The organism is Bradyrhizobium sp. CCGB01 (assembly GCF_024199795.1).
Classification (GTDB): domain Bacteria; phylum Pseudomonadota; class Alphaproteobacteria; order Rhizobiales; family Xanthobacteraceae; genus Bradyrhizobium.
The window spans coordinates 6,587,645-6,611,917 of sequence record NZ_JANADK010000001.1 but is presented as its reverse complement, the minus strand read 5'-3'; the positions used below and the strand labels follow the sequence as shown (position 1 = coordinate 6,611,917).

Below are 24,273 nucleotides of genomic sequence, written 5' to 3'. Positions count from 1 at the left end.
CCCCTCAAGGCGAGGTCGGCGCGCCGTCCTGGGGCTCGGTCAGGTGCTCGATCGCCGCCGTCCGCTTGTTGCGCAGGTGCTGGAACAGGATATCGCTGAGCTCGCTCGCGGCGCGGCGGCGCAGTGCGTCGAGGATGGTCTCGTGCTCGCGCATCGCCTCCGCCCAGCGCTGCCGCTTGCGGGCGAAGTTGGCGGAGTAGCGGATGCGGCGGATCCGGCCGGCGAAGTTGGCGTAGGCTGTCTTCAGCGTCTCGTTGCGCGCGGCCGCGACGATGCTCTCGTGGATGCGCTGGTTGGTCTGGAAGTAGCCGTGCATGTCGCGGTGCAGATAGTGGCCGTACATCTCGTAGTGCAGCTGCTCGATCGCGGTGATTTCCGCATCGGTAATGGCTTCGCAGGCGAGGCGGCCGGCTAGGCTCTCGAGCCCCGCCATCACGTCGAACAGCTCCTCGAGGTCGCGCTGGCTGAGCTGGCGCACGCGCGCGCCGCGGTTGGGCAGGAGTTCGATCAGGCCTTCCGCAGCGAGCACTTTCAGGGCCTCGCGCAGCGGCGTGCGGGAGATCCCGAGCATCTCGCAGAGCTGCCGCTCCGGAACGCGCGCGCCGTCGGGAATGTTGCCCTCGACCACGTAGTCGCGCAGCCGCAGCAGGATCTCGCCGTGAAGCGAGGCCTCCTGGCGGTCGCCGCCATTTGTGGCGGGTGGGGTGATCGGAACCCCGGTGTCGGGAATCGTGGATTTCATTTGCAGCACAATAGTTTGCCCATTTGACCGCGTCGACGTCCACAATCGAATACCAAAAATCGATTGAAAGGACAAAAAATGAATGCAAAGTAGCGAGCAGAGCCAGCCAGAACCCGCCGACAGGGAGGTTTTCATGCATCAGGGACGCCATTTCCTTCAGATTCCGGGCCCGAGCCCGGTCCCCGAGCGCGTCCTGCGCGCCATGGACATGCCGGTCATCGACCACCGGAGCGCGGAATTCGGTGAGCTGGGCCGCACTGTCCTGGAAGGCAGCCAAAAGATTTTCCAGACCACGGGCCCGGTCATCATCTTCCCCTCGTCGGGGACAGGCGCCTGGGAGGCCGCGATCGTCAACACGCTGTCGCCTGGCGACAAGGTGCTGATGATCGAGACCGGCCATTTCGCCACCCTGTGGCGGCAGATGGCGGGCCGCTTCGGCATCGAGGTCGACTTCGTGCCCGGCGACTGGCGCCGCGGCGCCGATCCGGCCGTGATCGAGGCGAGGCTCACCGAGGACAAGGCGCGCGCGATCAAGGCCGTGATGGTCGTGCACAACGAGACCTCGACCGGCGCGACCAGCCGCATCGCCGAGATCCGTGCCGCAATCGACCGCGCCTCGCATCCGGCGCTGTTGATGGTCGACACCATCTCCTCGCTCGGTTCGGTCGACTACCGCCACGACGAATGGAAGGTCGACGTCAGCGTCAGCTGCTCGCAGAAAGGGTTCATGTTGCCGCCCGGCCTCGGCTTCAACGCGATCTCGGAAAAGGCCCGCGCGGCGGCGAAGACCAACAAGATGCCGCGCTCCTATTTCGACTGGGAGGAAATGCTCAAGCCCAACGCCAACGGCTTCTTCCCCTACACGCCGGCGACCAATCTGCTCTACGGCCTGCGCGAGGCGATCGCGATGCTGCTCGAAGAGGGGCTCGACAACGTGTTCGCGCGGCATCAGCGGCTCGCTGCCGCGACGCGTGCGGCGGTCAATCATTGGGGCCTCGAGATCCTCTGCCAGGAGCCCTCGGAGTTCTCGCCGGTGCTCACCGCGGTGCTGATGCCGCCGGGCCATGACGCCGATCAGTTCCGCAAGATCGTGCTCGACAATTACAACATGTCGCTCGGCTCGGGCCTGTCGAAGGTGGCCGGAAAAGTCTTCCGCATCGGCCATCTCGGCGAATGCAACGCGCTGACGCTGCTCGGCGCGCTCACCGGCGTCGAGATGGGCCTGTCGGTTGCGGGCGTGCCGCACCGCTCCGGCGGCGTCGATGTCGCGATGAAGCTTCTGGAGCAGCGCCCGCAGGGCAATGCCTCGCCGCATCTGAAGGTGGTCGGCACTTAGATCGCGCGGGGCAGGCGGGCGACAATCATAACAACAAATCGGGGAGGATGGAGATGGGAGTTCGGTTCAAGGCCACGCATGTCGTGCTGGCGATGCTCTGCGCGATGTACTTCATCACCTATGTCGACCGGGTGAACATCGGCACCGCCGCGAGCGAGATCCAGAAGGAGCTGGGTCTGTCGAACACCCAGCTTGGCCTCGTCTTCTCCGCCTTCGCCTATCCCTATCTGCTGTTCCAGGTGATCGGCGGCTGGGTCGGCGACCGCTTCGGGCCGCGCAAGACGCTGTTCTGGTGCGGCATGGTCTGGGCAGTTGCCACCATCTCGACCGGCTTCGTCAACGGCCTTGCCGCGCTGTTCGTCGCGCGCTTCGCGCTCGGCTTCGGCGAGGGCGCGACGTTCCCGACCGCAACACGCGCGATGCAATACTGGACGCCGGCGAACCGCCGCGGTTTCGCGCAGGGGCTGACGCATTCCTTCGCCCGGCTCGGCAACGCGGTGACGCCGCCGGTGGTCGCGCTCCTGATCCTGTGGCTCACCTGGCGCGGCGCGTTCGTCGTGCTCGGCCTCGTCAGTCTCGTTTGGGGCGTCGTCTGGGTCTGGTATTTCCGCAATGAGCCGAAGGAGCACGCCTCCATCACGGAGGCCGAGCTTGCCGCATTGCCGCCGCGCCCGACCGGCGAGCGCCCGCGCGTGCCATGGGGCCCGCTGCTCGGGCGCATGTGGCCGGTGACGCTGACCTATTTCTGCTACGGCTGGTGCCTGTGGCTCTACCTCAACTGGCTGCCGCTGTTCTTCAAGAACAACTACAATCTCGACATCAAGAACTCGGCGCTGTTTGCCTCCGGCGTGTTCTTCGCGGGTGTGGTCGGCGACAGCGTCGGCGGCGTGCTCTCCGACAAGATCCTCGATCGCACCGGCAATGTCCGTCTGGCCCGGTTGAGCGTGACCGTTGCGGGATTTACGGGGGCGCTGCTCTCCCTGTTTCCCATCCTGTTCGTCCACGACATCACGATCGTCGCGCTGTGCCTGTCGGCCGGCTTCTTCTGCGCCGAACTGGTGATCGGCCCGATGTGGTCGATCCCGATGGATATCGCCCCGAAATATTCCGGGACCGCCTCGGGCCTCATGAACACCGGCTCGGCCTTCGCCGCCATCGTGTCCCCGCTCGTTGCCGGTTTTGTGATCGACTCGACCGGCAACTGGTACCTGCCGTTCCTGATGTCGATGGGGCTGCTGCTGCTCGGCGGCTTCTCGGCCTTCTTGATGCATCCGGAGCGCCCGTTCGCGGAGGCCGAGGAGCGCCTGCCGACCGGAAAGGTGGTCGCCGCGGAGTAAGGGGAGCGGGCCAGGGCGAGGGCCGCCGGTAATGCATGGAAGACGCCCTTAGGAGAGGGGACAAGCCGGTCAAATGGTGCTATTCGGCGGCCATCAAAACCAAGGCTAGACGGGAAGGACGCCGATGACCGTGCACACTGGAAGGCATTTCTTACAGATTCCAGGACCGACCAACGTGCCCGACCGGGTGCTGCGGGCGATGGACATGCCGACGCTGGATCATCGCGGTCCGGAGTTCGCCGAGCTCGGTTTCGCGGTTCTCGCCTCGATGCAGCGCGTGTTCCGCACCCAGCAGCCCGTGATCATCTTCCCCTCGTCCGGCACCGGCGCCTGGGAAGCGGCGATGGTCAACGTGTTCGCGCCCGGCGACAAGGTCCTGATGTGTGAAACCGGCCAGTTCGCCGTGCTGTGGCGCGGCATCGCCGACAAGTTCAAGCTCGAGGTCGACTTCATCCCGAGCGACTGGCGCCATGGCGCCGATCTCGCCGAGATCGAGAAGCGTCTTGTCGCCGACAAGCAGCACACGATCAAGGCGGTCTGCGTCGTCCACAACGAGACCTCGACCGGCTGCGTGACGCCGCCGCTCGAAGTGCGCAAGCTGCTCGACCGCGTCAAGCATCCGGCGCTGTTGATGGTCGACACCATCTCCGGCCTCGGCTCGATGGAGTATGAGCACGATGCGTGGGGCATCGACGTCTCGGTCGCGGGCTCGCAGAAGGGCCTGATGCTGCCCCCGGGCCTCGGCTTCAACGCCGTTTCGGAGAAGGCGCTGGCCGTCGCCAAGGCCAACCCCGGAATGCGCTCCTATTGGGACTGGCAGGAGGTCATTAGCTTCAACAAGCTCGGCACCTTCCCCTATACGCCCGCGACCAATCTGCTCTACGGCCTGCGCGAAGCGGTCAAGATGCTGGAAGAAGAAGGGTTGGAGAACGTCTGGACCCGCCACAAGCGCCATAGCGCTGCGACGCGTGCCGCAGCCAAGGTCTGGGGCCTGGAGACACAGTGCGCCGATCCCGCCGCGCATTCGCCGGCGCTGACCGGCGTGCGCGTGCCCGACGGCCACGACGCCGACGCCTTCCGCAAGGTTGTGCTCGAAAACTTCGACATGTCGCTCGGCACCGGCCTGAACAAGGTCAAGGGCAAGGTGTTCCGCATCGGCCATATCGGCCATTTCAACGACCTGATGCTGATGGGTACGCTCGCCGGCGTCGAGATGGGCCTGGATCTTGCAAAGATCCCGCATCGGAGCGGCGGCGTCTTGGCGGCCATGGACGTCCTGAAGGGACGCGACGTGGTGCCGATGGCCAAGGCCCAGGTAGCTTAAAGGCCCAGGTGGCTTGATCTATCTAATTTGAAGAAGAAGTGAGCGCGCGATGAACGCACCGACGACCGCTAACGAAGACCTGCTCTACTCCGTCACGGACGGCATCGCGCGGATCACCTTCAACCGCCCCCAGGCGCGCAACGCCATGACCTTCGCCATGTATGACCGCATGGCGGAGATCTGCCAGGAGATCAACGCCGACCGCTCGATCAAGGCGCTGATCCTGACCGGCGCCGGCGACAAGGCGTTCGCCTCCGGCACCGACATTTCTCAGTTTCGTGCGTTCAAAACCGCGCAGGACGCGCTCGACTACGAGGCCCGCATCGACCGCGTGCTCGGCACGCTCGAGCAGTGCCGCGTGCCCGTGATCGCGGCGATCGCGGGCGCCTGCACCGGCGGCGGCGCCGGCATTGCGGCCTGCTGCGACCTTCGCATCGGAACCGAGACGACGCGCATCGGCTTTCCGATCGCACGCACGCTCGGCAACTGCCTGTCGATGTCCAACATCAGCCGTGTCGTCTCGCTGGTCGGTCCGGCCCGCACCAAGGATCTGATCTTCAAGGCGCGCCTCGTCGAGGCGCAGGAAGCGCTGTCGCTCGGCCTGCTCAACGAGGTCGTCCCCGACGTCGAGACGCTGCAGCGCCGTGCCGACGAGACCGCAAAGCTCGTCGCGAGCCACGCGCCGCTCACGCTGGAAGCGACCAAGGAGGCGGTGCGCCGCATCCGCCGCACGCTGTCGCGCGAAGAGGGCGAGGATCTGATCCTCAAGGCCTATATGAGCGAGGATTTCCGCGAGGGCATGGACGCCTTCCTCAACAAGCGTACGCCGAACTGGAAGGGCAGATAGCGCGCGCTTCGTCAGCCGAAAGTCATATGCGGCGGAATGTCCGCCGGCTTGAACTCGCAACCTTTAGTCCGCACAATGCATCGATAAATTTCCCGGCATCACAAAGCCAATAATAACCAGGGGACGAAACTCGTGCGAATTCCAGTGAAAGCCGTCGGGGCTGCGACGGCCTTGTTTCTGAGCACGCCGGCCTTTGCCGGCTGGGAACCGACCAAACCCGTCGAGATCGTGGTGGCGGCCGGTGCGGGCGGTGCGTCCGACCAGATGGCGCGGATGATGCAGGCCGCGATCCAGAAGAACAATCTGATGAAGCAGCCGATGGTCGTCTCGCTCAAGGGCGGCGCCTCGGGCGCGGAAGCGCTGATGTACATGAAGTCGAGCGAGGGCGATCCGAACAAGGTGCTGATCGCCTATTCGCTGATCTACATGCTGCCGCTGTCGGCGAAGATCCCGTTCAACTGGCGCGAACTGACCCCGGTCTCCGTGATCGCGCTCGACCAGTTCGTGCTGTGGGACAACAGCGCAGGCCCGAAGACGGTGAAGGAATTCGTCGCAGCCGCGAAGGCGGCGAGCTCGCCGTTCAAGATGGGCGGCACCGGCTCCAAGCGCGAGGACCACGTGCTGACCGTCTTCCTCGAGCAGAAGACCGGCGCGAAGTTCTCCTATCTGCCCTACAAGTCGGGCGGCGAGGCCGCGACCCAGCTCGTCGGCAACCACACCGAATCCAACGTCAACAACCCGTCCGAAAACCTTGAAGTCTGGCGTGCGGGCCAGGTGCGGCCGCTCTGCGTGTTCGACAAGGAGCGCATCTCCTACACCAGCAAGGTCACGGACACGCAGTCCTGGGCCGACATCCCGACCTGCAAGGAGGAGGGCGTCGACGTCCAGTATCTGATGCTGCGCGCGATGTTCCTGCCCGGCAAGGTGACGCCGGAGCAGCAGGCGTTCTATGTCGATCTGTTCCACAAGGTGACGCAGACCGCCGAGTACAAGGACTACATGGAAAAGCAGGCGCTGAAGCCGATCTTCCTCACCGGCAAGGACATGGTGCAATTCCTCGAGGAGGACGATGCCACCAACAAGTCGCTGATGACGGAAGCCGGATTCGTCGCGAAGTAACTGCTCTTCTTCACCTCGCCCCGCTTGCGGGGAGAGGTCGGATTGCACCTGGCGATGCGAAGCATCGTCCAGCGCAATCCGGGTGAGGGGGACTCTCCGCGAGTCCAACTCTCACCGTCCCCGTGGAGACTCCCCCTCACCCTAACCCTCTCCCCGCAAGCGGGGCGAAGGGATCAGCCGCAGCGTTTGTTGTCAGCTCATGTCCCAAACCGATCTTGAAATCGTCGTCGACGACCCGACCGCGCCTGAAGACGACTCGCCCTCCGTCGTCTCCTCCGGCACGATCGAGATATGCGTCTGTCTGCTGTTGCTCGCGTTGGCCGCAACGCTCGGCTACGACAATTGGCGCACCGGCGCCTCCTGGGATTCCACCGGGCCTGAGCCCGGCTATTTCCCGTTCTATCTTTCCGTCATCCTCGGGGGCGGCAGCCTCTATGGCCTGATTGCGGCGTTCGTGGCGCACCGCGCGGCGTCCGAAAGCTTCGTCACGCGTGCGCAGGCGCGGCGCGTGATGGCGGTGTTCGCGCCGACGCTGCTGTTCTGCCTGGTGATGCAGTTCCTCGGCCTCTACGTCGCGAGCTTCCTGCTGATCGCGGGCTTCATGCGGCTCGTCGGCAAGATCGCGCTGTGGAAGTCGCTGCTCACCGCCTTCCTGTTCACGGCGATCATGTTCGTCACCTTCGACATCGCCTTCGACGTCATCATGCCGAAGGGGCCGCTCGAAGCGGCCTTCGGCCACTAGGCGGACCCGCGATGGAAGCTCTCGGTCTCTTGCTTCATGGCTTCGCCGTCCTGCTGACGTGGAAGACGCTCGTGCTGATGATGGTCGGGCTGGTGCTCGGCATCTTCGTCGGCGTGCTGCCCGGACTCGGCGGCCCCAACGGCGTTGCGATCCTGCTGCCGCTCACCTTCACGATGGATCCGACCTCGGCGATCGTGATGCTGTCCTGCATCTACTGGGGCGCGCTGTTCGGCGGCGCGATCACCTCGATCCTGTTCAACATCCCCGGTGAGGCCTGGTCGGTCGCGACCACGTTCGACGGCTATCCGATGGCGCAGCAGGGCAGGGCGGCGGAGGCGCTCACCGCGGCGTTCACGTCCTCCTTCATCGGCTCGCTGGTCGCGGTGCTGCTGATCACCTTCCTCGCGCCGATGATCTCGTCCTTTGCGCTGAAGTTCGGCCCGCCGGAGTTCTTCGCGGTTTATCTGCTGACCTTCTGCTCCTTCGTCGGCCTCGGGCGCGAGGCCAAGCACAAGACCGTCATCTCGATGTCGCTCGGCCTTTTGCTCGCCGGCGTCGGCATGGATACCGTGTCAGGCCAGTTGCGCATGACCTTCGGCTCGGCCGAGCTTTTGCGCGGCATCAACTTCCTCGTCGCCGTCATCGGCCTGTTCGGCATCAGCGAGATCCTGCTGACGATGGAGGAGCGACTGGCGCTGCGCGGCCACGCCGCCAGCATTTCGCTTCGCGTCGTGCTCGGCGTCTGGAAGGACCTGCCGAAATACTGGGTGACGCTGCTGCGCTCCTCCTTCATCGGCTGCTGGCTCGGCATCACCCCGGGCGGTGCGATCGCGGCCTCCTTCATGGGCTACAACCTCGCAAAGCGCTTTTCCAAGGATCCCGAGAGTTTTGGCAAGGGTCGCATCGAGGGCGTGTTCGCGCCGGAGACGGCGGCGCATGCCTCCGGCACCTCGGCGCTGCTGCCGATGCTGGCGCTCGGCATTCCCGGCTCCGGCACGGCCGCGATTCTGCTCGGCGGGTTGATGGTGTGGGGACTCAATCCGGGTCCGCTGCTGTTCGTCGAGCACAAGGACTTCGTCTGGGGCCTGATCGCCTCGATGTATCTCGGCAATGTCGTCGGCCTCGTGCTGGTGCTGACGACGGTGCCGATCTTCGCTTCGATCCTGCGCGTGCCGTTCGCCGCGGTGGCGCCGATGATCGTGGTGTCCTGCGCGATCGGCGCCTATGCGATCCAGAACGCGATGTTCGACATCTGGCTGATGCTGGGCTTTGGCGTCGTCGGCTACGTCTTCAAGAAGATCGGCATCCCGCTCGCGCCGTTCACCCTGGCGCTCGTGCTCGGCAACCGCGCCGAGGATGCCTTCCGCCTGTCGATGATCGGCTCCGGCGGCAATCTCAAGGTGTTTTGGTCAAACGGCCTGGTCGGCTCGATCACAACCTTGGCGATTGTGCTGCTGTTCTGGTCGGTGATCGATGGTCTGCTTTCCCGCGTCGGATTGACACAGGGACTAAAGCGACATCGCGATAAACCCGAATAATTCGTGGATTCAACGGCGTAAGTTAATGATGTCGTCGTAGTCCGGAGTGCCACACGCCCCGATTGTTTCTGCTTGTTGCTGACCTGGCACAGCCCTTCGGCGCCGCTCGGCGTATGTTTTGATCACAAATTCGGGCGGAAGAGGAATATGAAGCGGATAGTGATTGGAATGGCGGCAGCGATGTCGCTGTTCGCGACGGGCGCGCTGGCGGCCGATCTTGCGGCAAGGCCCTACGTCAAGGCGCCGGTCATGGTCGATCCGGTCTGGAGCTGGACTGGCTTCTATGTCGGCGGCAATGGCGGCTATAGCTGGGGCCGCTCGCGCTCCGACGTTTCCTACTTCAATTCGGCGACCGGCGCGGCGGTCGCGCCCCCGGCCGGCTCCATCACCAATGCGTCGTTTGACATGAACGGCGGCATCGCGGGCGGTCAGGCCGGCTACAACTGGCAGAACGCCAACTGGGTCTATAGCATTGAGGGCGACCTGCAATGGTCCGGTGAGAAGGGCAGAGCCGGCTTCAACTGCGCCGGTAGTGCCGTCTTTCCGATCGCCGGACCCTGCCTTCCCGGCCTGACGTTCCTCCCGCCCGGCGCCCTGACCGGCACCACTCTGACGATCGACCAACATCTGCAATGGTTCGGCACGCTCCGCGGCCGCGTTGGCATTCTGGCGACCCCCAAGGTGCTGTTCTACGGCACCGGCGGTTTGGCCTTCGGCGAGATCAAGACCACGGGCACCATGACCGGCTTCACCCCCGCGGGTGTGGCGATCGCCTCGGTCGGCTCGAACTCGGCGACGCGCGCCGGCTGGACCGCGGGTGTGGGTGTCGAAGGCAAGATCACCCAGAACTGGAGCGCCAAGCTCGAATATCTCTACATGGATCTCGGTCGCTTCTCGTCCGGTCCGTTCACGCTGGCACCGGCCTCCACGATCAGTGCCAACGTCTCGTCGCGCTTCACCGATCACATCCTTCGCGCCGGCATCAACTATCAGTTTGGTGGCCCGGTGGTTGCCAAGTACTAAGTCAACAAAGGCGTCAACATGAAGCAAAGCCCGGCCTCGCGCCGGGCTTTGTCGTTTCTGTCTTCCTCACACCACCTTGCCATCCCGGAGCTTCGCAATCTCGTCCGCGCCGAAGCCGAACTCCTTCAAGACCTCGTCGGTCTGCTCGCCGAATTCCGGCGGCCGCGCCACCATCTTGCTCGGCGTCCGCGACAGCGTCACGGGCTGGCCGACCAGTCGGATGTGACGGTCCTCGTCGTTCGGCACGTCCTGCGCGATGCCGAGATGTTTGACCTGCGCATCCTCGAACATCTGGTCGATGGCGTAGATCGGCCCGCAGGGCACACCCGCGTCGTTGAGCTCGCGGACCCAGGTCTCGGTCGACTTCGCGACCGTGCGCTTCTCGATCTCGGCGTTGAGCGCGTCGCGATTCCTGGAACGGGCCGGCGCCGTCGCATAATCGGGATGGCTGTAGAGCTCAGGGGCGCCGATCGCTTGTGCACAACGCTCCCAGATCCGACCGCCGGTCGTGGCAATGTTGATGTAGCCGTCCGAGGTCTTGAACACGCCGGTCGGGATGCTGGTCGGGTGGTTGTTGCCGGCCTGCTTGGCGACCTCCTTCTCCATGAGCCAGCGTGCGGCCTGGAAGTCGAGCATGAAGATCTGGGCCTGCAGCAGCGAGGTTTGCACCCACTGGCCCTTGCCCGAGACCTCGCGCTCGAGCAGCGCGGTGAGGATGCCCATGGCACAGAACAGGCCGGCCGTGAGGTCGGCGACGGGAATGCCGACCCGCATCGGGCCTTCCCCCGGTGCGCCGGTGATCGACATCAGTCCGCCCATGCCCTGCGCGATCTGATCGAAGCCGGGGCGCTTGTGATACGGCCCGTCCTGGCCAAAGCCGGAGATGCTGCCATAGACGATGCGCGGGTTGATCTCGCGCAGGCTCTCATAGTCGATGCCGAGCTTCTTCTTCACGTCGGGACGGAAATTCTCGACCACGACGTCGGCCTTGGCGGCGAGGCGCTTGAACACCGCGAGCCCGCGCTCGTCCTTCAGGTTCAGCGTCATTGCCCGCTTGTTGCGGTGCAAATTCTGGAAGTCGGAACCCCGCCGCGGCCCGCCAGGCTGCTCGCCGCCGGCATCCTCGGTCAGCGCGTCGATCTTGACGACATTGGCGCCCCAATCCGCGAGCTGCCGCACGCAGGTTGGCCCGGACCGGACGCGGGTCAGATCGAGCACGGTGAAGCGCGACAGGGCTTCCGAGGCATGCGGAAAGGGCATCGTGAAAGGCTCCGGGACAGATTGCAGAGCCACCATAGTGCCGAAACATCATGCGGCAAGTCTGCGCCGGCGCGGATGCCGCCTGTCAAAATGCAATGCCTGACGGGGGCCGGCCTGATTGGCTGGCTGCACCGGGTGAAGGGGATCAGCGCGACAGGCGCTTCAGCGCGCTGCGCGCCCGCTCGGCCAGCGGGTCATCGCCATGCCGTGCAATGAAGAGCTCGAACGCCTCCCGGGTTCCCTTCCGGCGGGCGGCTTCGTATTCCTCCGCCACCGCGGCGGAAGGATCGCGGGCCATTGGCATGGAGGAAGCGCGTCCTCCCTCCGTTTGGCTTCCCTTGGCACTTTCCTTGGCGCTGTCGTCCGCCTTGGCTTTCCCGACCATGACAGGCTGTTCTCCGATGGGCATGCGATCCGGTCCGGCGAACACCGCCAGGGCACCGATCAGTCCGGCTGACAATGGGCCGAGTTTCATCATGTCCCTTTATAAAACATTGTCGCAGGCGGAACCTGCATTGTGTCCGCACGTATGACTATGGAATTTATGGCTTACGGGGTCAGGCACGGACACCAAATTTAAGACAAGCCTCTGAAGCTAGAATCACCCGCCTGCGACCCGCAGCTCGTTTCAGTGTTGGCGGCCAAGGCCCAACAGCTGACGGACATGACGGACGCTCATTTCGTGTTCGACAACGTGTCCGAGATGGCGCAGCACCATGTCGGCGATTATAATCTGATCTGATCGATCGGCGTCCTCACTGCAACTCTGGATTCTCCAGTATCCGTGCACTAGTCTGGCGATGCAGGTAGGCAAGCGGGTGAGATGAAGACCCTCGATCGGGGCTTCGCCGGACGGTTTTGCGGGGACGGATGCGAGGCTCGACACGACGAGGACTTTGGCTGTTGCCGATGCTTGCGCTTGTGCTCGCCGCGCCCGCCCACGCCCAGTCGTTGCGCCAGGGCGTCGCCGCGTTCCAGCGCCAGGATTATGGGACGGCCTCCCGCATCTTCATTCCGCTCGCCGAGCGCGGCAATCGCGCGGCGCAGACCTATCTCGGCTTCCTGTTCGAGACCGGCCGCGGCGTGCCGCTGAACTACACGGAAGCCGCGATGTGGTACCGCCGCGCGGCGGAGCAGGGCGACACCCGCGCCCAATATTCGCTGGGGCTGCTCTACGACCGCGGCCAGGGCGTGCCGCAGGACATCGTCGAGGCTTCCAAATGGCTCAATCTGTCGACGGCCGCCTCGCCGCCGCCGGCGCGCGAGGCGCGGGCCCGGATCCGCGATGCCGTCACCACCAAGATGACGCGCGGAGAGATCGCCCAGGCTCGCCTGCGGGCGCTGGAATGGGCGCCGAGCCGCGAGCACTGACCGCCGGCACTTCTTGGGATCGATGAGTGTCGCGCCGGTCCTGGCTGGCGAGGTGGTCGGCGCGGAGGAGCGGAGCGAGCACCACCGCCATGATGACATCATGCCGGTGTTTTGCCCGACGAGTCAAATCGCTTCGTAAAATCCGTAGAGCATTCGGGTCGTAGCCAAGTCATTGATAAAGCTGCCTCCGTCTACTGTGCATGGGGTTGTTTTTCGATTTTTTGAGATCGGGCCTCGGTAATCACGATATCCCGGTCGTCGCGCGTTAGCCCGGCCAGCCGCCGAGCCAGTTGGCGTACCAGGTCTCGCCCAGCCAGCCGATCCAGATCGCCGGAGCCAGGAACAGGCCGAACGGCAGGAAAGCCGTGCCGCGGAGCCGCTCTCGCCTTAGCGCAGCATTGGCGAGATAAGCCGCGATCGCAGCCAGCGCCGCAAGCTCGATCACTGCGACCACGGTGGCCAGATCGAGCCAGGCGCCGCAGACCGCTCCGAGCTTGACGTCACCGAGCCCAAGCCCGTCGCGGCCGCGCCAGCGCCGGTAGGACACCATCAGCAGCAGCAGCGGCAGCGCGACGGCGGCCGCGCGGGCCACCGGCCAGAGCAGGGCCTCGACGCCAACATCAGGCACGAACGCGCCGGCGCGGAGCAAGGCGAGCGCGAAGGCCGTCGCCGTCAGCTCGTTCGGAATCAGAAAGTGGCGGGCATCGTTCGCCGCGATCGCGAGCATCAGGGCGGCGAGGTACGCACCGAAAATGCCTTCCGCGCCCGGTGCGGTGACGAGGCTTGCGAAGACGCCCAGCAGCAGGGCGACGCTGAGTGCGAGCGCTGGGCCCGTCTCCTCGTGCGCAGCTTCGTCCGTCACGCGGCTAGCGCGCCGCCCTGGGCGGGCTCACGGTGACCACGGGATTGCTGGTCCCGACCAGGCGGCTGTTCATCTTGCTGCGCATCTCCTCGGCGATGACATGCGCATCGACGCCGTCCTTGATCACCGTCGGGCGGATGAACAGGATCAGCTCGGTGCGGCTGCGCGCGTTGGTCTGGTGCGAGAAGGCGTCGCCCACGCCGGGAATGGAATCCAGGATCGGCAGGCCCTGGCGCTGCCGGTTTTCGGTCTCGCTGATCAGGCCGGCGAGCAGCACGGTCTGCCCGCTGGTCACCGCGATCGAGCTCTTGACCCGGCGCTGCGAGATTGTCGGCGTCAGCGAGTTGGCGCTGCCGGCGGCCACGCTCGAGATTTCCTGCTCGATGTCGAGCACGACATTGCCATTGGCGTTGGCGCGCGGCAGCACGCGCAGGATGATGCCGGTGTTCTTGTAGTCGATGGTGTTGACCACCGTGTTGTTGGCGGTCAGCACGGTCGCGGTGCCGGTCGAGAACGGCACCTGGTCGCCGACCTGCAAGGTCGCCGGCTGGTTGTCGAGCACCACCAGCGACGGGTTCGACAGCACCTTGACGTTGGTGATGCCATGCAGCGCGTCGAGCACGACACGCGGCGAATTTTCCGAGCCGATCAGGAAATTGAAGCCGGGCAGTGCGCGGCCGAGCAGGGCGCCGGCGGCGGCATTGACCGCGTTGCTCGTCGGTTCGGTGTTGCTGCCGATCGTGCTTGAATTGCTGATGCCCGAGATGGTGTTGGAGATCGAGCCCTGCTTGCTGGCGAGGAAAAACTGCACGCCATAGTTCAGCTGGTCGTTCAGCGTGACCTCGGCAATGGTCGCCTCGATCGCGATTTGGCGCTGCGGCCGGTCGATCTGCCGGATGGTCTGCTCGACGATGCGCTGCGCCTCCTGGTTGGCGTAGACCAGCACGGCGTTGTTGGTGACGTCTGCGGTGATCCGCACATTCTGGAGAATGCTGTTGATGCCGGGCTTCGCTCCGCCGCCCGAGAGACCGCCAAGGCCGTTGTCCTGCGCCGGGGTTGCCGAGGGCACGGCGCGGGCGCCGAGCGTCGATCCCGCAGGCGTAGTGACAGGCGTTGCGGCGCCGGCAGCGGCGGTCGGCAGCGCGCTCAGCGACGCGACCGGACTGCTGGAGGTGGAGGTCGAAATGCCGGCGCCGGGCGCGAGCTGGCTCGACGCGTTGTCGAGCGTCGCGTTGCTCGTCGCGCTCTGGTTGAACAGCATGTCGTTCAGCATCGCCACGATCACCTTGGAATTGCCGTAGCGAAGCGGATAGGATTTCAGGTTCACGCCCTCGGTGTCGGAGCGATCGAGCCGCGCGATCCAGGTCTGCGCGCGCTTGAGATATTCCGGCTTCTGGCTCACCACGAGGATGGAGTTGAGCCGCGCGATCGGCTGGAGCTTGATCACGTTCTGGCTCATGCCGCCTTCGCCGGAATCCATGATCTTCTCGATCTCGGAGATGACGGGCTCCGGCGAGGAATTGCGCACCGGGAAGATGCCGACCGACTGCCCGCGCATCCAGTCGGCGTCGAAGGACAGAATGGTGTCGACCGCGGTCGCCCGGTCGCTGCCGCTGCCGCTGACGATCAGCGTGTTGCGGGCGCTGTCGGGACGCATGGTCGCGGCCTTCACGCCGAAGGCATCGAGCAGCTTGAAGATGTTTTGCGCCGAGACGTAGCGCAGCGGCACCACGGTGACGCCCTGGCCGGCCGCGGCGTTCATCGAGCGATCGACGCCGCCGGGACCGGCTTCGGGCGCCGGCAGCAGGCGATAGCCGGTGCGGTCGCGCACCAGTGCCACGCCCGACATGCGCAGCGCGTTTTCCAGCACGTAGAGTGCGTCCGCCTTCGGCACGGGCCGCACCGAGGCCAGCGTCACGGTGCCCTGCACGCGCGGGTCGATCGTGTAGCCGACGTTGAGGACGTCGCCGAGGATGACCTTTGCGACGGTGGCGACCGGCGCGTTCTCGAAATTCAGGTCGTAGCCGCTGCCGCCGGCATCGTCCCGTTCGGGAAGTGCGCCGCCTTGCGGCGTGGTACCATCGCTGAGATAGATCGCGGGTCTCGACGATTTGGCTTGCGCAACGCCGCCCGCGCCTGCATTCGAAGGTTGCCGCGGCTGGAGATCGAGGGAGCGGACCTTGTCGGCGACGTCCTGGGCGCGCGGGTCGTTTGGATCGGCTTCGATCGATTGATCGGCCGTGACGATGCAGGACGTCAAAAGAACGGCAGATAGCAAAGGCATCAGCATGCGAGTTGACGCTGAGCGCAGGCGTAGACTCAGGCGGACTACTTTGAACAAAATATGACCGCCGCCGTTGCGAGTAAGCGAAAAATTTGTCGGATCCTTCATAGTTCGCAGGCACTAAAATTTGCGCCGCGACCATTTCTTGCTAGTATTTCGATCGCGGGCTGCATGGTTGCGAGCGGGACAGATGGACGGATTGCTAACAAGCGCAACGTGGTGAACGTTGTGCAGGACGTCACCGCCGACACCTTCGAACTGTACCTTCTCGCAAAGTATCCGTTACCGCCGCGCGCGCTTGTGGGCCTGAATGGTCCGTCGAATGCTGAACGGAGTCGGCCGCTTCGCGAACTGTGGGAAACGATGGCTCTCTCTTCAGCCGAGTTTGCTGACGAGGTCGCAGAATATTTTCGCCTTCCGCGACTGGGTCTTCCGCAGTTGCTGTCAACCACGCCCTGCCTCGACGGCTTTTCACGCAGATTCCTGCGGGAATCGACCATCTTTCCGTTCCGCTCTTCGAGTGGAGGTTATGGACTAGCGATTGCAGATCCTTTGGACGCAGCCGCCGTCCGCGCCGCCGAGATTGTCTTCAGCGCACGTGTCGACATTGTCGTCGCGTCATATGAAGATATTACGACAGCTCTCGACCAGCGGGCTGGCGCTGACGAAGCTGGTGCGAGCGACAGCGCCGGATCGGGGCAGCAGTCCGACGACGACATCGAGAGCCTGCGCGATCTCGCCAGCGGCGCGCCGGTGGTGCGCGCGCTCAACGATCTCCTGGAGCGCGCGGTGGATTTGCGTGCCAGCGACATCCACGTCGAGCCGTTCCGCGCCGGGCTGGTCGTGCGCATGCGCGTCGACGGCCTGTTGCGCGCGCTGCCGTCGCCGCACGGCATCCCGCCTCAGGCGCTGATCTCGCGCATCAAGATTCTCGCCAGCCTCAACATCGCGGAACGGCGCCTGCCGCAGGACGGCGCCGCCCGCGTGCGCGTCGGGCGCAGCGAGATCGACGTTCGCGTCGCGACCATGCCGACGCAGCATGGCGAGAGCGCCGTCATCCGCCTGCTGCCGCGCGACCGCGGTCTTCTGGAAATGAGCAAGCTCGGTCTCGCCGCGCGCGACGAGAGCGTGATGACGCGACTGCTGGCGATGCCGCACGGCATGGTCGTGGTCACGGGCCCGACCGGCAGCGGCAAGACCACGACGCTGGCGACCATGCTGTCGATCCTGAACGAGCCGACGCGCAAGATCCTCACCATCGAGGATCCCGTCGAGTACGAGATCCCCGGCATCAACCAGTCCCAGGTCAAGCCGTCGATCGGGCTGACATTTGCCTCCGCTATGCGCGCCTTTGTGCGCCAGGACCCCGACGTGATCATGGTCGGCGAGGTCCGCGACGCCGAGACCGCGCATATCGCCATTCACGCGGCGCTGACCGGCCATCTCGTGCTGACGACGCTGCATACCGAGACCGCGGCGGCCGCCGTGCCGCGCCTGATCGATCTCGGCATCGAGGGTTTCCTGCTCAAGTCCACGCTGCGCGCGGTGGTCGCGCAGCGCCTCGTGCGCATGCTCTGCGACCGGTGCAAGGTGCCGCACGCGCTGACCGAGGCCGATCTCGCCAGGGATCCGCGCTTTGCGGTGATCGGATTCAAGTGCGGCGAGGTCGTGCACGAGGCCGGCGGCTGCGAGCGCTGCGGCGGCACCGGCTATCGCGGCCGCAACGGCGTGTTCGAGATCCTGGAAATGTCCGACGAGGTGCGCACGCTGATCGGCCCGCAGACCGACTCCCATTCGATCGATGCCGCTGCGATGCGGAGTGGCATGACGACGATGCTGGAGGATGCGGTCGCCAAATGCCGGGCCGGGCTCACCACCGTGCCCGAGGTCTTCCGCGTCACGACGGTGCGCTAGAAATCATGCCGAACTATCGCTACCGCGCGCTCAACGCCACCGGCGAACTGGTCTCCGGCGCCATCGCCGCGCCCGCGCCAGGCGACGTCGCGCAGCGGATCGAGCGGCTCGGCCTCGTGCTGGTCGACAACGTCACGCCGGAAGACGGCGGCGCGGCGGGCAGCGTGTTCAGCCTCTTCAACCAGCCGAAGCCGGAAGATGTCACCATCTTCACCCGCGACCTCGCGCTGCTCTTGCGTGCCGGCGCCCGCATCAATGACGGACTGGAGTTGCTCGCGGCGGATCCCGATCTCGGCCGGCTGCGTCCGGTCGTTGCCGACATCCGTTCGCGCGTCGTCTCGGGCGAGAGCTTTGCCGAAGCGCTGGTACGGCACGAGGGGCTGTTTCCGCCGATGTATATCGCGTTGGTGCGGGTCGGCGAGGCGTCGGGCTCGCTGGATCAGGTGCTGGAGGTGCTGGCAGGCGAACGTGCGCGCAGCGAGGCCTTGCGGCGCCGGCTGTCGGATGCGATCCGCTATCCCCTGTTCGTGCTCGGCGCGGCGGGCGGCGTGCTGCTGTTCTTCCTCACCTTCGTGCTGCCGCAGTTTGCCAGCGTGTTGCAGGATTTCGGCGCCAAGGTCGATCCGGTCGTCGGCGTGTTCCTGAACATCTCCACCTTCCTGCGCGGCAATTCCGATGCGGTGCTGGCTTCTCTCGCGGCCATCGTTGCGGCAGCGTGGCTCCTGCTGCGGCAGGCGCGCGTCCGCCGCGGCATCACCGATGCGATCGTGCGGCTGCCGGCAATCCGCAACGTGATGAGCGCGTACCGCACGGCGCTGTTCTGCCGCAATCTCGGCCTGCTGCTCGGCAGCGGCGTCAATCTCACCACCACGCTGCGCATCCTGATCGACATGATGGCGACGACGGGCCCTTCCGCGGTCTGGAGCGATGCCGCCGACCGCGTCCGCCATGGCTCGAAGCTGTCCGACGCGCTGGCCGAAACCGAGGCGCTGCCGGCGATGGCGGTGCGCATGCTCCGGCTCGGCGACGAGACCGGGCAATTGCCGATGCTGTCCGGACGCGTCGCCGAATTCTACGAGACCAAGTTGCAGCGCACGCTGGACCGCGCCGTCGGCATTGCGGGACCGGCGGCGATCATCGCGATCTCGCTGGTCGTCGGCGGCCTGATCACGTCGGTGATGACGGCGCTGATGTCGGTGAGCCAGATTGTCGGTTAGACAGGTAATGGAGGGTTGGAAGTGACCAAACATCCGTCGTTAAGGCGTGGCCGGCGGCGCGCGCGGCGAGGGGAGGCCGGCTTCACCCTGGTCGAGATGCTGGTCGTCATCACCATCATCGGGATGATCATGGCGCTGGTTGGCCCGCGGGTGCTGAACTATCTCAGCGAGTCCAAGGCAAAGGCCGCAAAGATCCAGATCGAGAGCTTCTCCAGCGCGCTCGATCTCTATTATCTCGATGTCGGCCGCTATCCGACCGCCAATGAAGGCCTCGTCGGACTGACGCGCACGAACAACCAGGCCGGCTGGAACGGGCCTTACCTGCGTGGCGGCGTGGTGCCCAACGATCCCTGGGGCCACGTCTATGTTTATCGCTCGCCGGGCGCCAGCGCGCCCTACGAGGTCATCTCGCTCGGATCGGACGGTCAGGAAGGCGGCAGTGGAACGGCAGCCGACATCGTCAGCGGCGCGCGCTGAAGCTCTACGTGAGGCGCGCGGTTTCGCGCTGATCGAGATCCTGTGCGTGCTCGCGATCATCGGCCTGCTCGCGGCGATCATCCTGCCGGCGATCCCGCGCTCGACGACGCGCGCCAGGCTCGAGAGCTACGCGGTGGAGACCGCGGCACTGTTGAAAGCCGACCGCAACGCGGCGCTGCGCCGGCAGGTGAGGGTGGTGACGCAGGTCGACGCGGAGGCGCGCGCGATCCGCTCCGGCGTGACCGGGCGGACCATCCGCCTGCCCGGCGACGTGGTCGTGCAGGCGACGCTGGCGTCGCGCTGCGCCGACCGCGCGACGGGGCGGTCGATCGATTTCTTTCCGTCGGGCATGTCGTGCGGCGGGACGATCGCACTGGCGCGGCCCGGCATGGGCTACGAGGTGCGCGTCAACTGGCTGACCGGAGGCGTCGAGATTGTCCCGCAGAAGCTGCTCTGACGCCGCCGGGTTCACCCTGATCGAGGCGCTGGTCGCGCTCGCGATCATCGCTGTCGTGCTCGGGACGATCGGCTCGGTCATCGCCACCACGGCGAAGGGCACCCGCTCGATCGACCAGCATCTGGCGCTGGCGGGCACGGCCGAGCGGTTGCTTGCGGACCTGCCGGCACGCGGATTGCTGAAGCCCGGTCGGCAGAGCGGCGAACTTGCCGGCAGCCGCTGGCGCGTCGAGGTCGCGCCGATGAACGTCGCAGGCGGCGATCCCGCCACCGACCGCTTCGTGCCGATGGCCGTCAATCTGCGCCTCCAGCGCGCCGACGGCAGCGCGATCCAGGTCGCGACCGTGAAGCTGGTGCCGAGGTCGTCGCAATGAAGGGCCTGGCAATGAAACGCCTCCGCCGCGCGCTCGACAGCGAGGCCGGCTTCACCCTGCTCGAGGTGCTGCTCGCAACGCTGCTGATGACCGTCATCCTGGCGGCGCTGGCGACGGTGACGGCGCAATGGCTGCCGAACTGGAATCGCGGAATCGCGCGCGTGCAGCGGGCCGAGCGCCTCGCCACCGGCCTCGACCGCATCGTCGCCGACCTCCAGGTTGCCGAGCAGGTGCCAATCAACAGCGACGCCAGGGCGCCGCTGTTCGACGGTGCCGAATTGTCGGTGACCTTCCTGCGCACCGCGCTCGGTCCGAGCGCGCGTCCGGGACTCGAATTCATCCGCCTGATCGAGAAGGCCGATGCGCAGGGGCTGGCGCTGGTGCGCGAGCGCGCGCCGTTCCAGCCGATGCCGGCCGACGGGCAGATCCGCTACGTCGACCAGGTTGTGCTGGTCCGTGCGCCGTTTCGCGTGAGCTTCGCCTATGCGGGGCCTGATGGTCAGTGGCAGCCGATCTGGCGCGGCCAAGCACAGCTGCCGGATCGTATCCGCATCACCGTGCGCGACGGCGCCACCGGGCAGGTGCTGGCGGTCTCCGCCGCCGTGGTTCCGCATATCACGGCGCCGGCGGAATGCGCGCGGGCCAAGAACCCGGCGACTTGCGTGGCCGCGCAGAGCCGGCCGCAACCGGCGGAGAAACAGGAGCAGCAGCTATGAGCGGCGCGAGGCATTACGTCGGTGCGCTTCGCGATGGCCGCGGCTTCATCGTCGTTGTGGTGCTCTGGTTGCTGGCGGCGCTGGCTGGGCTCGCGCTGGTCTACCTGACCTATGTCACCAACACCGCGGTCACCGTCGCGGTCAACGCAGACCGGTTGCAGGCCGACGCGCTGGTGAATGCCGGCCTGGAGCTTGCGGCTTACCGGCTGACGGCGCAGAACGAGGCCACGCGTCCCACCAGCGGCACCTTCAACGCCCGCGTCGGGGCCGGCCGGCTGAGCGTCACGTTCCGCTCGGAGGCCGCGCGCATCGATCTCAACATGGCGCCGAAGCCGATCCTCGCGGGCCTGATGACGGCGCTCGGCGTCTCCGCGACGGATGCACCCGTCTATGCCGATCGCATCCTTGGCTGGCGTTCGTCGACGGAGTCCGGCCAGGACAATCCGGAGGATACCTACTACCGCACGCTCGGTGCGTCCTATCTGCCGCGCCACGCGCCGTTCCCGCACAGCGACGAGCTCTGGCTCGTGCGCGGCATCCCGCCCGCCGTCGTCGAGCGCGTGCTGCCCTTCGTCACCGTGTTCAGCAACATGCGGACGGTGAACGTGCTCGACGCCGCGCCGCAGGTGGTGGCGGCGCTGCCGGGCATGACGCCGCAGACGCTGCAACAGTTGCTGCGCGACCGCGCCGATCCCAACATCGACCCGCGATCCCTGGTTGGGCTCGCCGGCAATACCAATGCGACGGTCGAGGGCTCGCGAGCCTACCGCCTCACGGTGGCCGTCGAGGCACCGTCGCACCGGCAGAGCTCGGCCGAGATCGTCATCCTGCTTCTCGAAGGCGGCGAGGAGCCCTATCGTATATTGTCGTGGCACAACGCCTTCGACGGCTCCGCCGGAAAGCCTCTGTGAGATGAGTTCGCTCAATTCCCTTCGCACGATTGTCGATGCCTGGACCGGCACCGTGGCCGGTACCATCGTCGCCGCCCTGGAACGGATGGTGTCGCCGCGCGTGGTGCGGCTGGTCGAGGGCGAGAGCGGCGCGTTCGCGCTCGAGGCCGCCAAGTCGGAGAACATCCCGAAGGAGATCGCATTCGAGGATGGCAAGTTCGCCACTCCCAATCTCGCGCAGATCGTCCGCGGCAGCCGCGTCGAGATCGTGTTGCGGCCCTCGCGCTTCCTGTTCCGTCCGCTGGAGCTGCCGGCCCGCGCTGCGGATTTCCTCGACGGCATCGTGCGGGCGCAGATCGACCGGCTGACGCCGTGGAGCGCGAGCGACGCCGTGTTCGGTTGCAGCCGGCCATCGCCGCATGGCAGCGAGAGCATCACCACCGAGATCGCAGCCGCGCCGCGCAGGCTGGCCATGGGTTATGTCGAGACGCTGTCAGGCTTCCATCCCGCCGCGATCGCGATCGCGACGGATGCGCCCGGCGGCGGGCACATCAAGGTGTTCGAGCAGCGATCGCGCGGCGCGGTCGATCCTGCGCGGCTGAGCCGGACGCTGCAAGCGGTGCTGGCTTTCGCGGCCATCGCCGCGGTCGTCGGATCGGTTGCCGCGGGCTATCTCGCCGACAGCCTCAGTGCGCAGGAGAGCGAGCTCGACCGCCAGATCACCCAGCGCCGTGCGGCGCTCCGCGCGGGCGGGGACGGTGGCGAGCGCTCGCCGCTGGCGCTGCTGGAGCGGCGCAAATACGAGACCGCGGCGAGCGTGGTCGTGCTGGAATCGCTGAGCCGGCTGCTGCCAGACCACACTTATGTCACCGAGATGCATCTGTCCGGCAACAAGCTTCAGATCGGCGGCATCACGCGCGATGCGCCTTCGCTGATTCCCTTGATCGAGCAGTCCCAGCATTTCACCCGCGCGACCTTCTACGCCCCGACCACGCGGAGCTCATCCGATTCCGGCGAACGCTTCCACATCGAGGCGCAGATCGAACCGAGGAACGCGCCATGAGCCGCGCAGGTATCACGGGTGGAAATGCCGTCACACGTGCGCTCTCCGGCTCGCCGCTGATCGCGATCACGCTCTATCTCGCGGTAACGGGCGGGCTGCTGCTGATGGCGGGCCTGTCGATCGCCGATGTCATCGCCCACCGTCAGGCGCTGGCGCAAACCTCCGACCTGCTCGACCAGCTGCGTGGCCGCAAGGGTGGCGCCAAGAATGCCGCGGCAGCCATGGCCGAGCATCCCGGCACGCCGTTCCTGGAAGGGCCGACGGTGACGGTCGCGGGCGCCAATCTGTTGCAGCGGGTCGCGGCGGCGGTCGGCAATGTCGGCGGCTCGGTGCAGTCCTCGCAGGTCGACGTAACAGGCGCGCAGGTCAAGGACGGATTCGTCGGCCTCGTTGTGAGCTGCGAGCTCGACCAGCCCGCGCTTCAGAAGGTGCTCTACGATCTCGAAGCCGGCATGCCGTTCCTGTTTGTCGAGCAGCTCGACGTCCAGGTGCCGCAGACCACCGCGCTGAACGAGGTCGGCACCGGCCGCGTCAGGGTGATCCTGGGTGTCTCCGGCCAGTGGCAGGCGGGGAAGTAGGTTCGGAGTGTCTCCATTTCTGAAGTCCCGGATTGATGGCGGTAGGCATTGGAACTAGGTTGCGGCTTGGCTTGCATCCGCCTTGGTCGGCAGCGAGCCTAAAAGGGGTTTCGATGGCCAAATGGCTAAAATTGATAGGATTGGCGATGCTTGGAGCCGCTGTCGCGTTGAGCGCCGGCGCGGCGATGGCGGCGACGTCGTCCCGCATCGCCGTTCTGCCGGAAGAGATCGAACACGGTGTAAACGACACCATTGATGTCGGCACGCTGCGGCCGATCGCACAGCCTCCGAGCAAGGCCCGGGCGCGCGGCAATCCGCTCTGGTCGGTACCACTGTCAGGGCTCACCGCGACCGAAGAGCGTCCGATCTTTTCTGCGACCCGCCGTCCGGCGCCGCGTGTGGTGGCCGCCGTACCGACCGCAAGGGCGGCCGAACTGCCTCCGCTCGTTCCCGTCGAGGGGCCGCCGCTTGTGCTTGTTGGCGCAGTGGTCGGCGAAGGCGACGCCATTGCAATCTTCCTGGATCGAACCGATCAGAAGGTCATTCGCATGCGTCAGGGTGAATCGCGCGACGGCTGGTCGTTGAGCGTGGTGCAGTCGCGTGAGGTAACGTTCAAGCAGGGTGATCGCGACGAGGTGTTCTCATTGGGGGCGAAGGGCGTCCCCTCGGGTCAAGCTGCTCAATAGCGTTTCCGCACGGCTTTACCGTTCGGACGTAGCGCAGGCCTTAGCTTCACGTAGGCCTGGGGCGGGCAAGATCACCATGACCTACCTGGACCGGGTAATCCTTGAGTCGAACAAGAG

Annotated in this window: 24 protein-coding genes; 19 read left to right on the top strand and 5 right to left on the bottom strand. The window is 65.9% G+C overall.

What is annotated here, in order from left to right:
• Positions 1-4: 4 nt before the first annotated feature.
• Positions 5-742 carry a GntR family transcriptional regulator gene (locus NLM25_RS30905; RefSeq protein ID WP_254139514.1) on the bottom strand — a complete coding sequence of 246 codons (738 nt, stop codon included), beginning with the start codon at positions 740-742 and terminating at the stop codon, positions 5-7.
• 133 nt (positions 743-875) lie between these two features.
• Here NLM25_RS30905 and NLM25_RS30900 point away from each other — a divergent pair, with 133 nt between their 5' ends.
• From NLM25_RS30900 to NLM25_RS30865, 8 genes are all read left to right on the top strand, one after another.
• A complete protein-coding gene (locus NLM25_RS30900; RefSeq protein ID WP_375167851.1) occupies positions 876-2,078 on the top strand; it encodes a pyridoxal-phosphate-dependent aminotransferase family protein in 1,203 nt (400 codons plus the stop codon).
• A 53-nt stretch (positions 2,079-2,131) separates the two neighbouring features.
• Entirely contained in the window at positions 2,132-3,415 is a 1,284-nt protein-coding gene (locus NLM25_RS30895; protein WP_254139512.1) for an MFS transporter, read from the top strand.
• A gap of 124 nt (positions 3,416-3,539) precedes the next feature.
• Positions 3,540-4,739: an alanine--glyoxylate aminotransferase family protein gene (locus NLM25_RS30890; protein ID WP_254121466.1), complete on the top strand. Its 1,200-nt coding sequence runs from the start codon at positions 3,540-3,542 to the stop codon at positions 4,737-4,739.
• Between the two features lie 49 nt (positions 4,740-4,788).
• Entirely contained in the window at positions 4,789-5,586 is a 798-nt protein-coding gene (locus tag NLM25_RS30885) for an enoyl-CoA hydratase/isomerase family protein (protein ID WP_254139511.1), read from the top strand.
• A gap of 132 nt (positions 5,587-5,718) precedes the next feature.
• Positions 5,719-6,705, top strand: a complete 987-nt coding sequence (locus tag NLM25_RS30880) for a Bug family tripartite tricarboxylate transporter substrate binding protein (protein WP_375166876.1) — start codon at positions 5,719-5,721, stop codon at positions 6,703-6,705.
• A 199-nt stretch (positions 6,706-6,904) separates the two neighbouring features.
• A complete protein-coding gene (locus NLM25_RS30875) occupies positions 6,905-7,447 on the top strand; it encodes a tripartite tricarboxylate transporter TctB family protein (protein ID WP_254139510.1) in 543 nt (180 codons plus the stop codon).
• A gap of 11 nt (positions 7,448-7,458) precedes the next feature.
• A complete protein-coding gene (locus tag NLM25_RS30870; RefSeq protein ID WP_254139509.1) occupies positions 7,459-8,985 on the top strand; it encodes a tripartite tricarboxylate transporter permease in 1,527 nt (508 codons plus the stop codon).
• Positions 8,986-9,132: 147 nt separating this feature from the next.
• Positions 9,133-10,008, top strand: coding sequence for an outer membrane protein (locus NLM25_RS30865; protein ID WP_254139508.1), 876 nt, complete (start codon positions 9,133-9,135; stop codon positions 10,006-10,008).
• Between the two features lie 66 nt (positions 10,009-10,074).
• On the opposite strand, the gene NLM25_RS30860 is transcribed toward NLM25_RS30865, so the two are convergent.
• Both NLM25_RS30860 and NLM25_RS30855 read right to left on the bottom strand, forming a co-directional pair.
• Entirely contained in the window at positions 10,075-11,268 is a 1,194-nt protein-coding gene (locus NLM25_RS30860) for a CaiB/BaiF CoA-transferase family protein (protein ID WP_254139507.1), read from the bottom strand.
• A gap of 145 nt (positions 11,269-11,413) precedes the next feature.
• Positions 11,414-11,743, bottom strand: coding sequence for a hypothetical protein (locus NLM25_RS30855; RefSeq protein ID WP_254124498.1), 330 nt, complete (start codon positions 11,741-11,743; stop codon positions 11,414-11,416).
• A gap of 434 nt (positions 11,744-12,177) precedes the next feature.
• Here NLM25_RS30855 and NLM25_RS30850 point away from each other — a divergent pair, with 434 nt between their 5' ends.
• Positions 12,178-12,639, top strand: a complete 462-nt coding sequence (locus tag NLM25_RS30850) for a tetratricopeptide repeat protein (protein WP_254139506.1) — start codon at positions 12,178-12,180, stop codon at positions 12,637-12,639.
• Positions 12,640-12,904: 265 nt separating this feature from the next.
• Here the strand turns inward: NLM25_RS30850 and NLM25_RS30845 are convergent, their stop codons facing one another.
• Together NLM25_RS30845 and gspD are read right to left on the bottom strand one after the other, a co-directional pair.
• Entirely contained in the window at positions 12,905-13,501 is a 597-nt protein-coding gene (locus NLM25_RS30845; RefSeq protein ID WP_254139505.1) for a prepilin peptidase, read from the bottom strand.
• A 4-nt stretch (positions 13,502-13,505) separates the two neighbouring features.
• Entirely contained in the window at positions 13,506-15,791 is a 2,286-nt protein-coding gene (gene gspD, locus NLM25_RS30840) for a type II secretion system secretin GspD (protein WP_254139504.1), read from the bottom strand.
• Positions 15,792-15,956: 165 nt separating this feature from the next.
• Between gspD and NLM25_RS30835 the strand changes: the two genes are divergently transcribed.
• The 10 genes from NLM25_RS30835 (at position 15,957) to NLM25_RS30790 (ending at position 24,156) form a co-directional block, all read left to right on the top strand.
• Complete coding sequence (locus tag NLM25_RS30835; protein ID WP_256571044.1) at positions 15,957-17,699, top strand: ATPase, T2SS/T4P/T4SS family; 1,743 nt, start codon at positions 15,957-15,959, stop codon at positions 17,697-17,699.
• A gap of 5 nt (positions 17,700-17,704) precedes the next feature.
• Positions 17,705-18,916, top strand: coding sequence for a type II secretion system F family protein (locus tag NLM25_RS30830; protein ID WP_254139503.1), 1,212 nt, complete (start codon positions 17,705-17,707; stop codon positions 18,914-18,916).
• 21 nt (positions 18,917-18,937) lie between these two features.
• A complete protein-coding gene (gene gspG / locus NLM25_RS30825; protein WP_254139502.1) occupies positions 18,938-19,393 on the top strand; it encodes a type II secretion system major pseudopilin GspG in 456 nt (151 codons plus the stop codon).
• Positions 19,356-19,850 (top strand): prepilin-type N-terminal cleavage/methylation domain-containing protein, encoded by a 495-nt coding sequence (locus NLM25_RS30820; protein ID WP_254139501.1) that lies wholly within the window; start codon positions 19,356-19,358, stop codon positions 19,848-19,850. Before gspG ends, NLM25_RS30820 begins: the two co-directional genes overlap by 38 nt.
• Complete coding sequence (locus NLM25_RS30815; protein ID WP_254139500.1) at positions 19,828-20,223, top strand: type II secretion system protein J; 396 nt, start codon at positions 19,828-19,830, stop codon at positions 20,221-20,223. The genes NLM25_RS30820 and NLM25_RS30815 overlap by 23 nt, the downstream gene beginning before the upstream one ends.
• 11 nt (positions 20,224-20,234) lie before the next feature.
• Complete coding sequence (locus NLM25_RS30810; RefSeq protein ID WP_254139499.1) at positions 20,235-20,939, top strand: prepilin-type N-terminal cleavage/methylation domain-containing protein; 705 nt, start codon at positions 20,235-20,237, stop codon at positions 20,937-20,939.
• Positions 20,936-21,850 carry a general secretion pathway protein GspK gene (locus NLM25_RS30805; protein WP_254139498.1) on the top strand — a complete coding sequence of 305 codons (915 nt, stop codon included), beginning with the start codon at positions 20,936-20,938 and terminating at the stop codon, positions 21,848-21,850. Before NLM25_RS30810 ends, NLM25_RS30805 begins: the two co-directional genes overlap by 4 nt.
• A 1-nt stretch (position 21,851) precedes the next feature.
• Positions 21,852-22,892, top strand: coding sequence for a PilN domain-containing protein (locus NLM25_RS30800; protein WP_254139497.1), 1,041 nt, complete (start codon positions 21,852-21,854; stop codon positions 22,890-22,892).
• Positions 22,889-23,470, top strand: coding sequence for a type II secretion system protein GspM (gene gspM / locus NLM25_RS30795; RefSeq protein WP_254139496.1), 582 nt, complete (start codon positions 22,889-22,891; stop codon positions 23,468-23,470). The genes NLM25_RS30800 and gspM overlap by 4 nt, the downstream gene beginning before the upstream one ends.
• Positions 23,471-23,637: 167 nt before the next feature.
• Positions 23,638-24,156, top strand: a complete 519-nt coding sequence (locus NLM25_RS30790) for a hypothetical protein (RefSeq protein ID WP_254139495.1) — start codon at positions 23,638-23,640, stop codon at positions 24,154-24,156.
• The last annotated feature ends 117 nt before the right edge of the window (positions 24,157-24,273 follow it).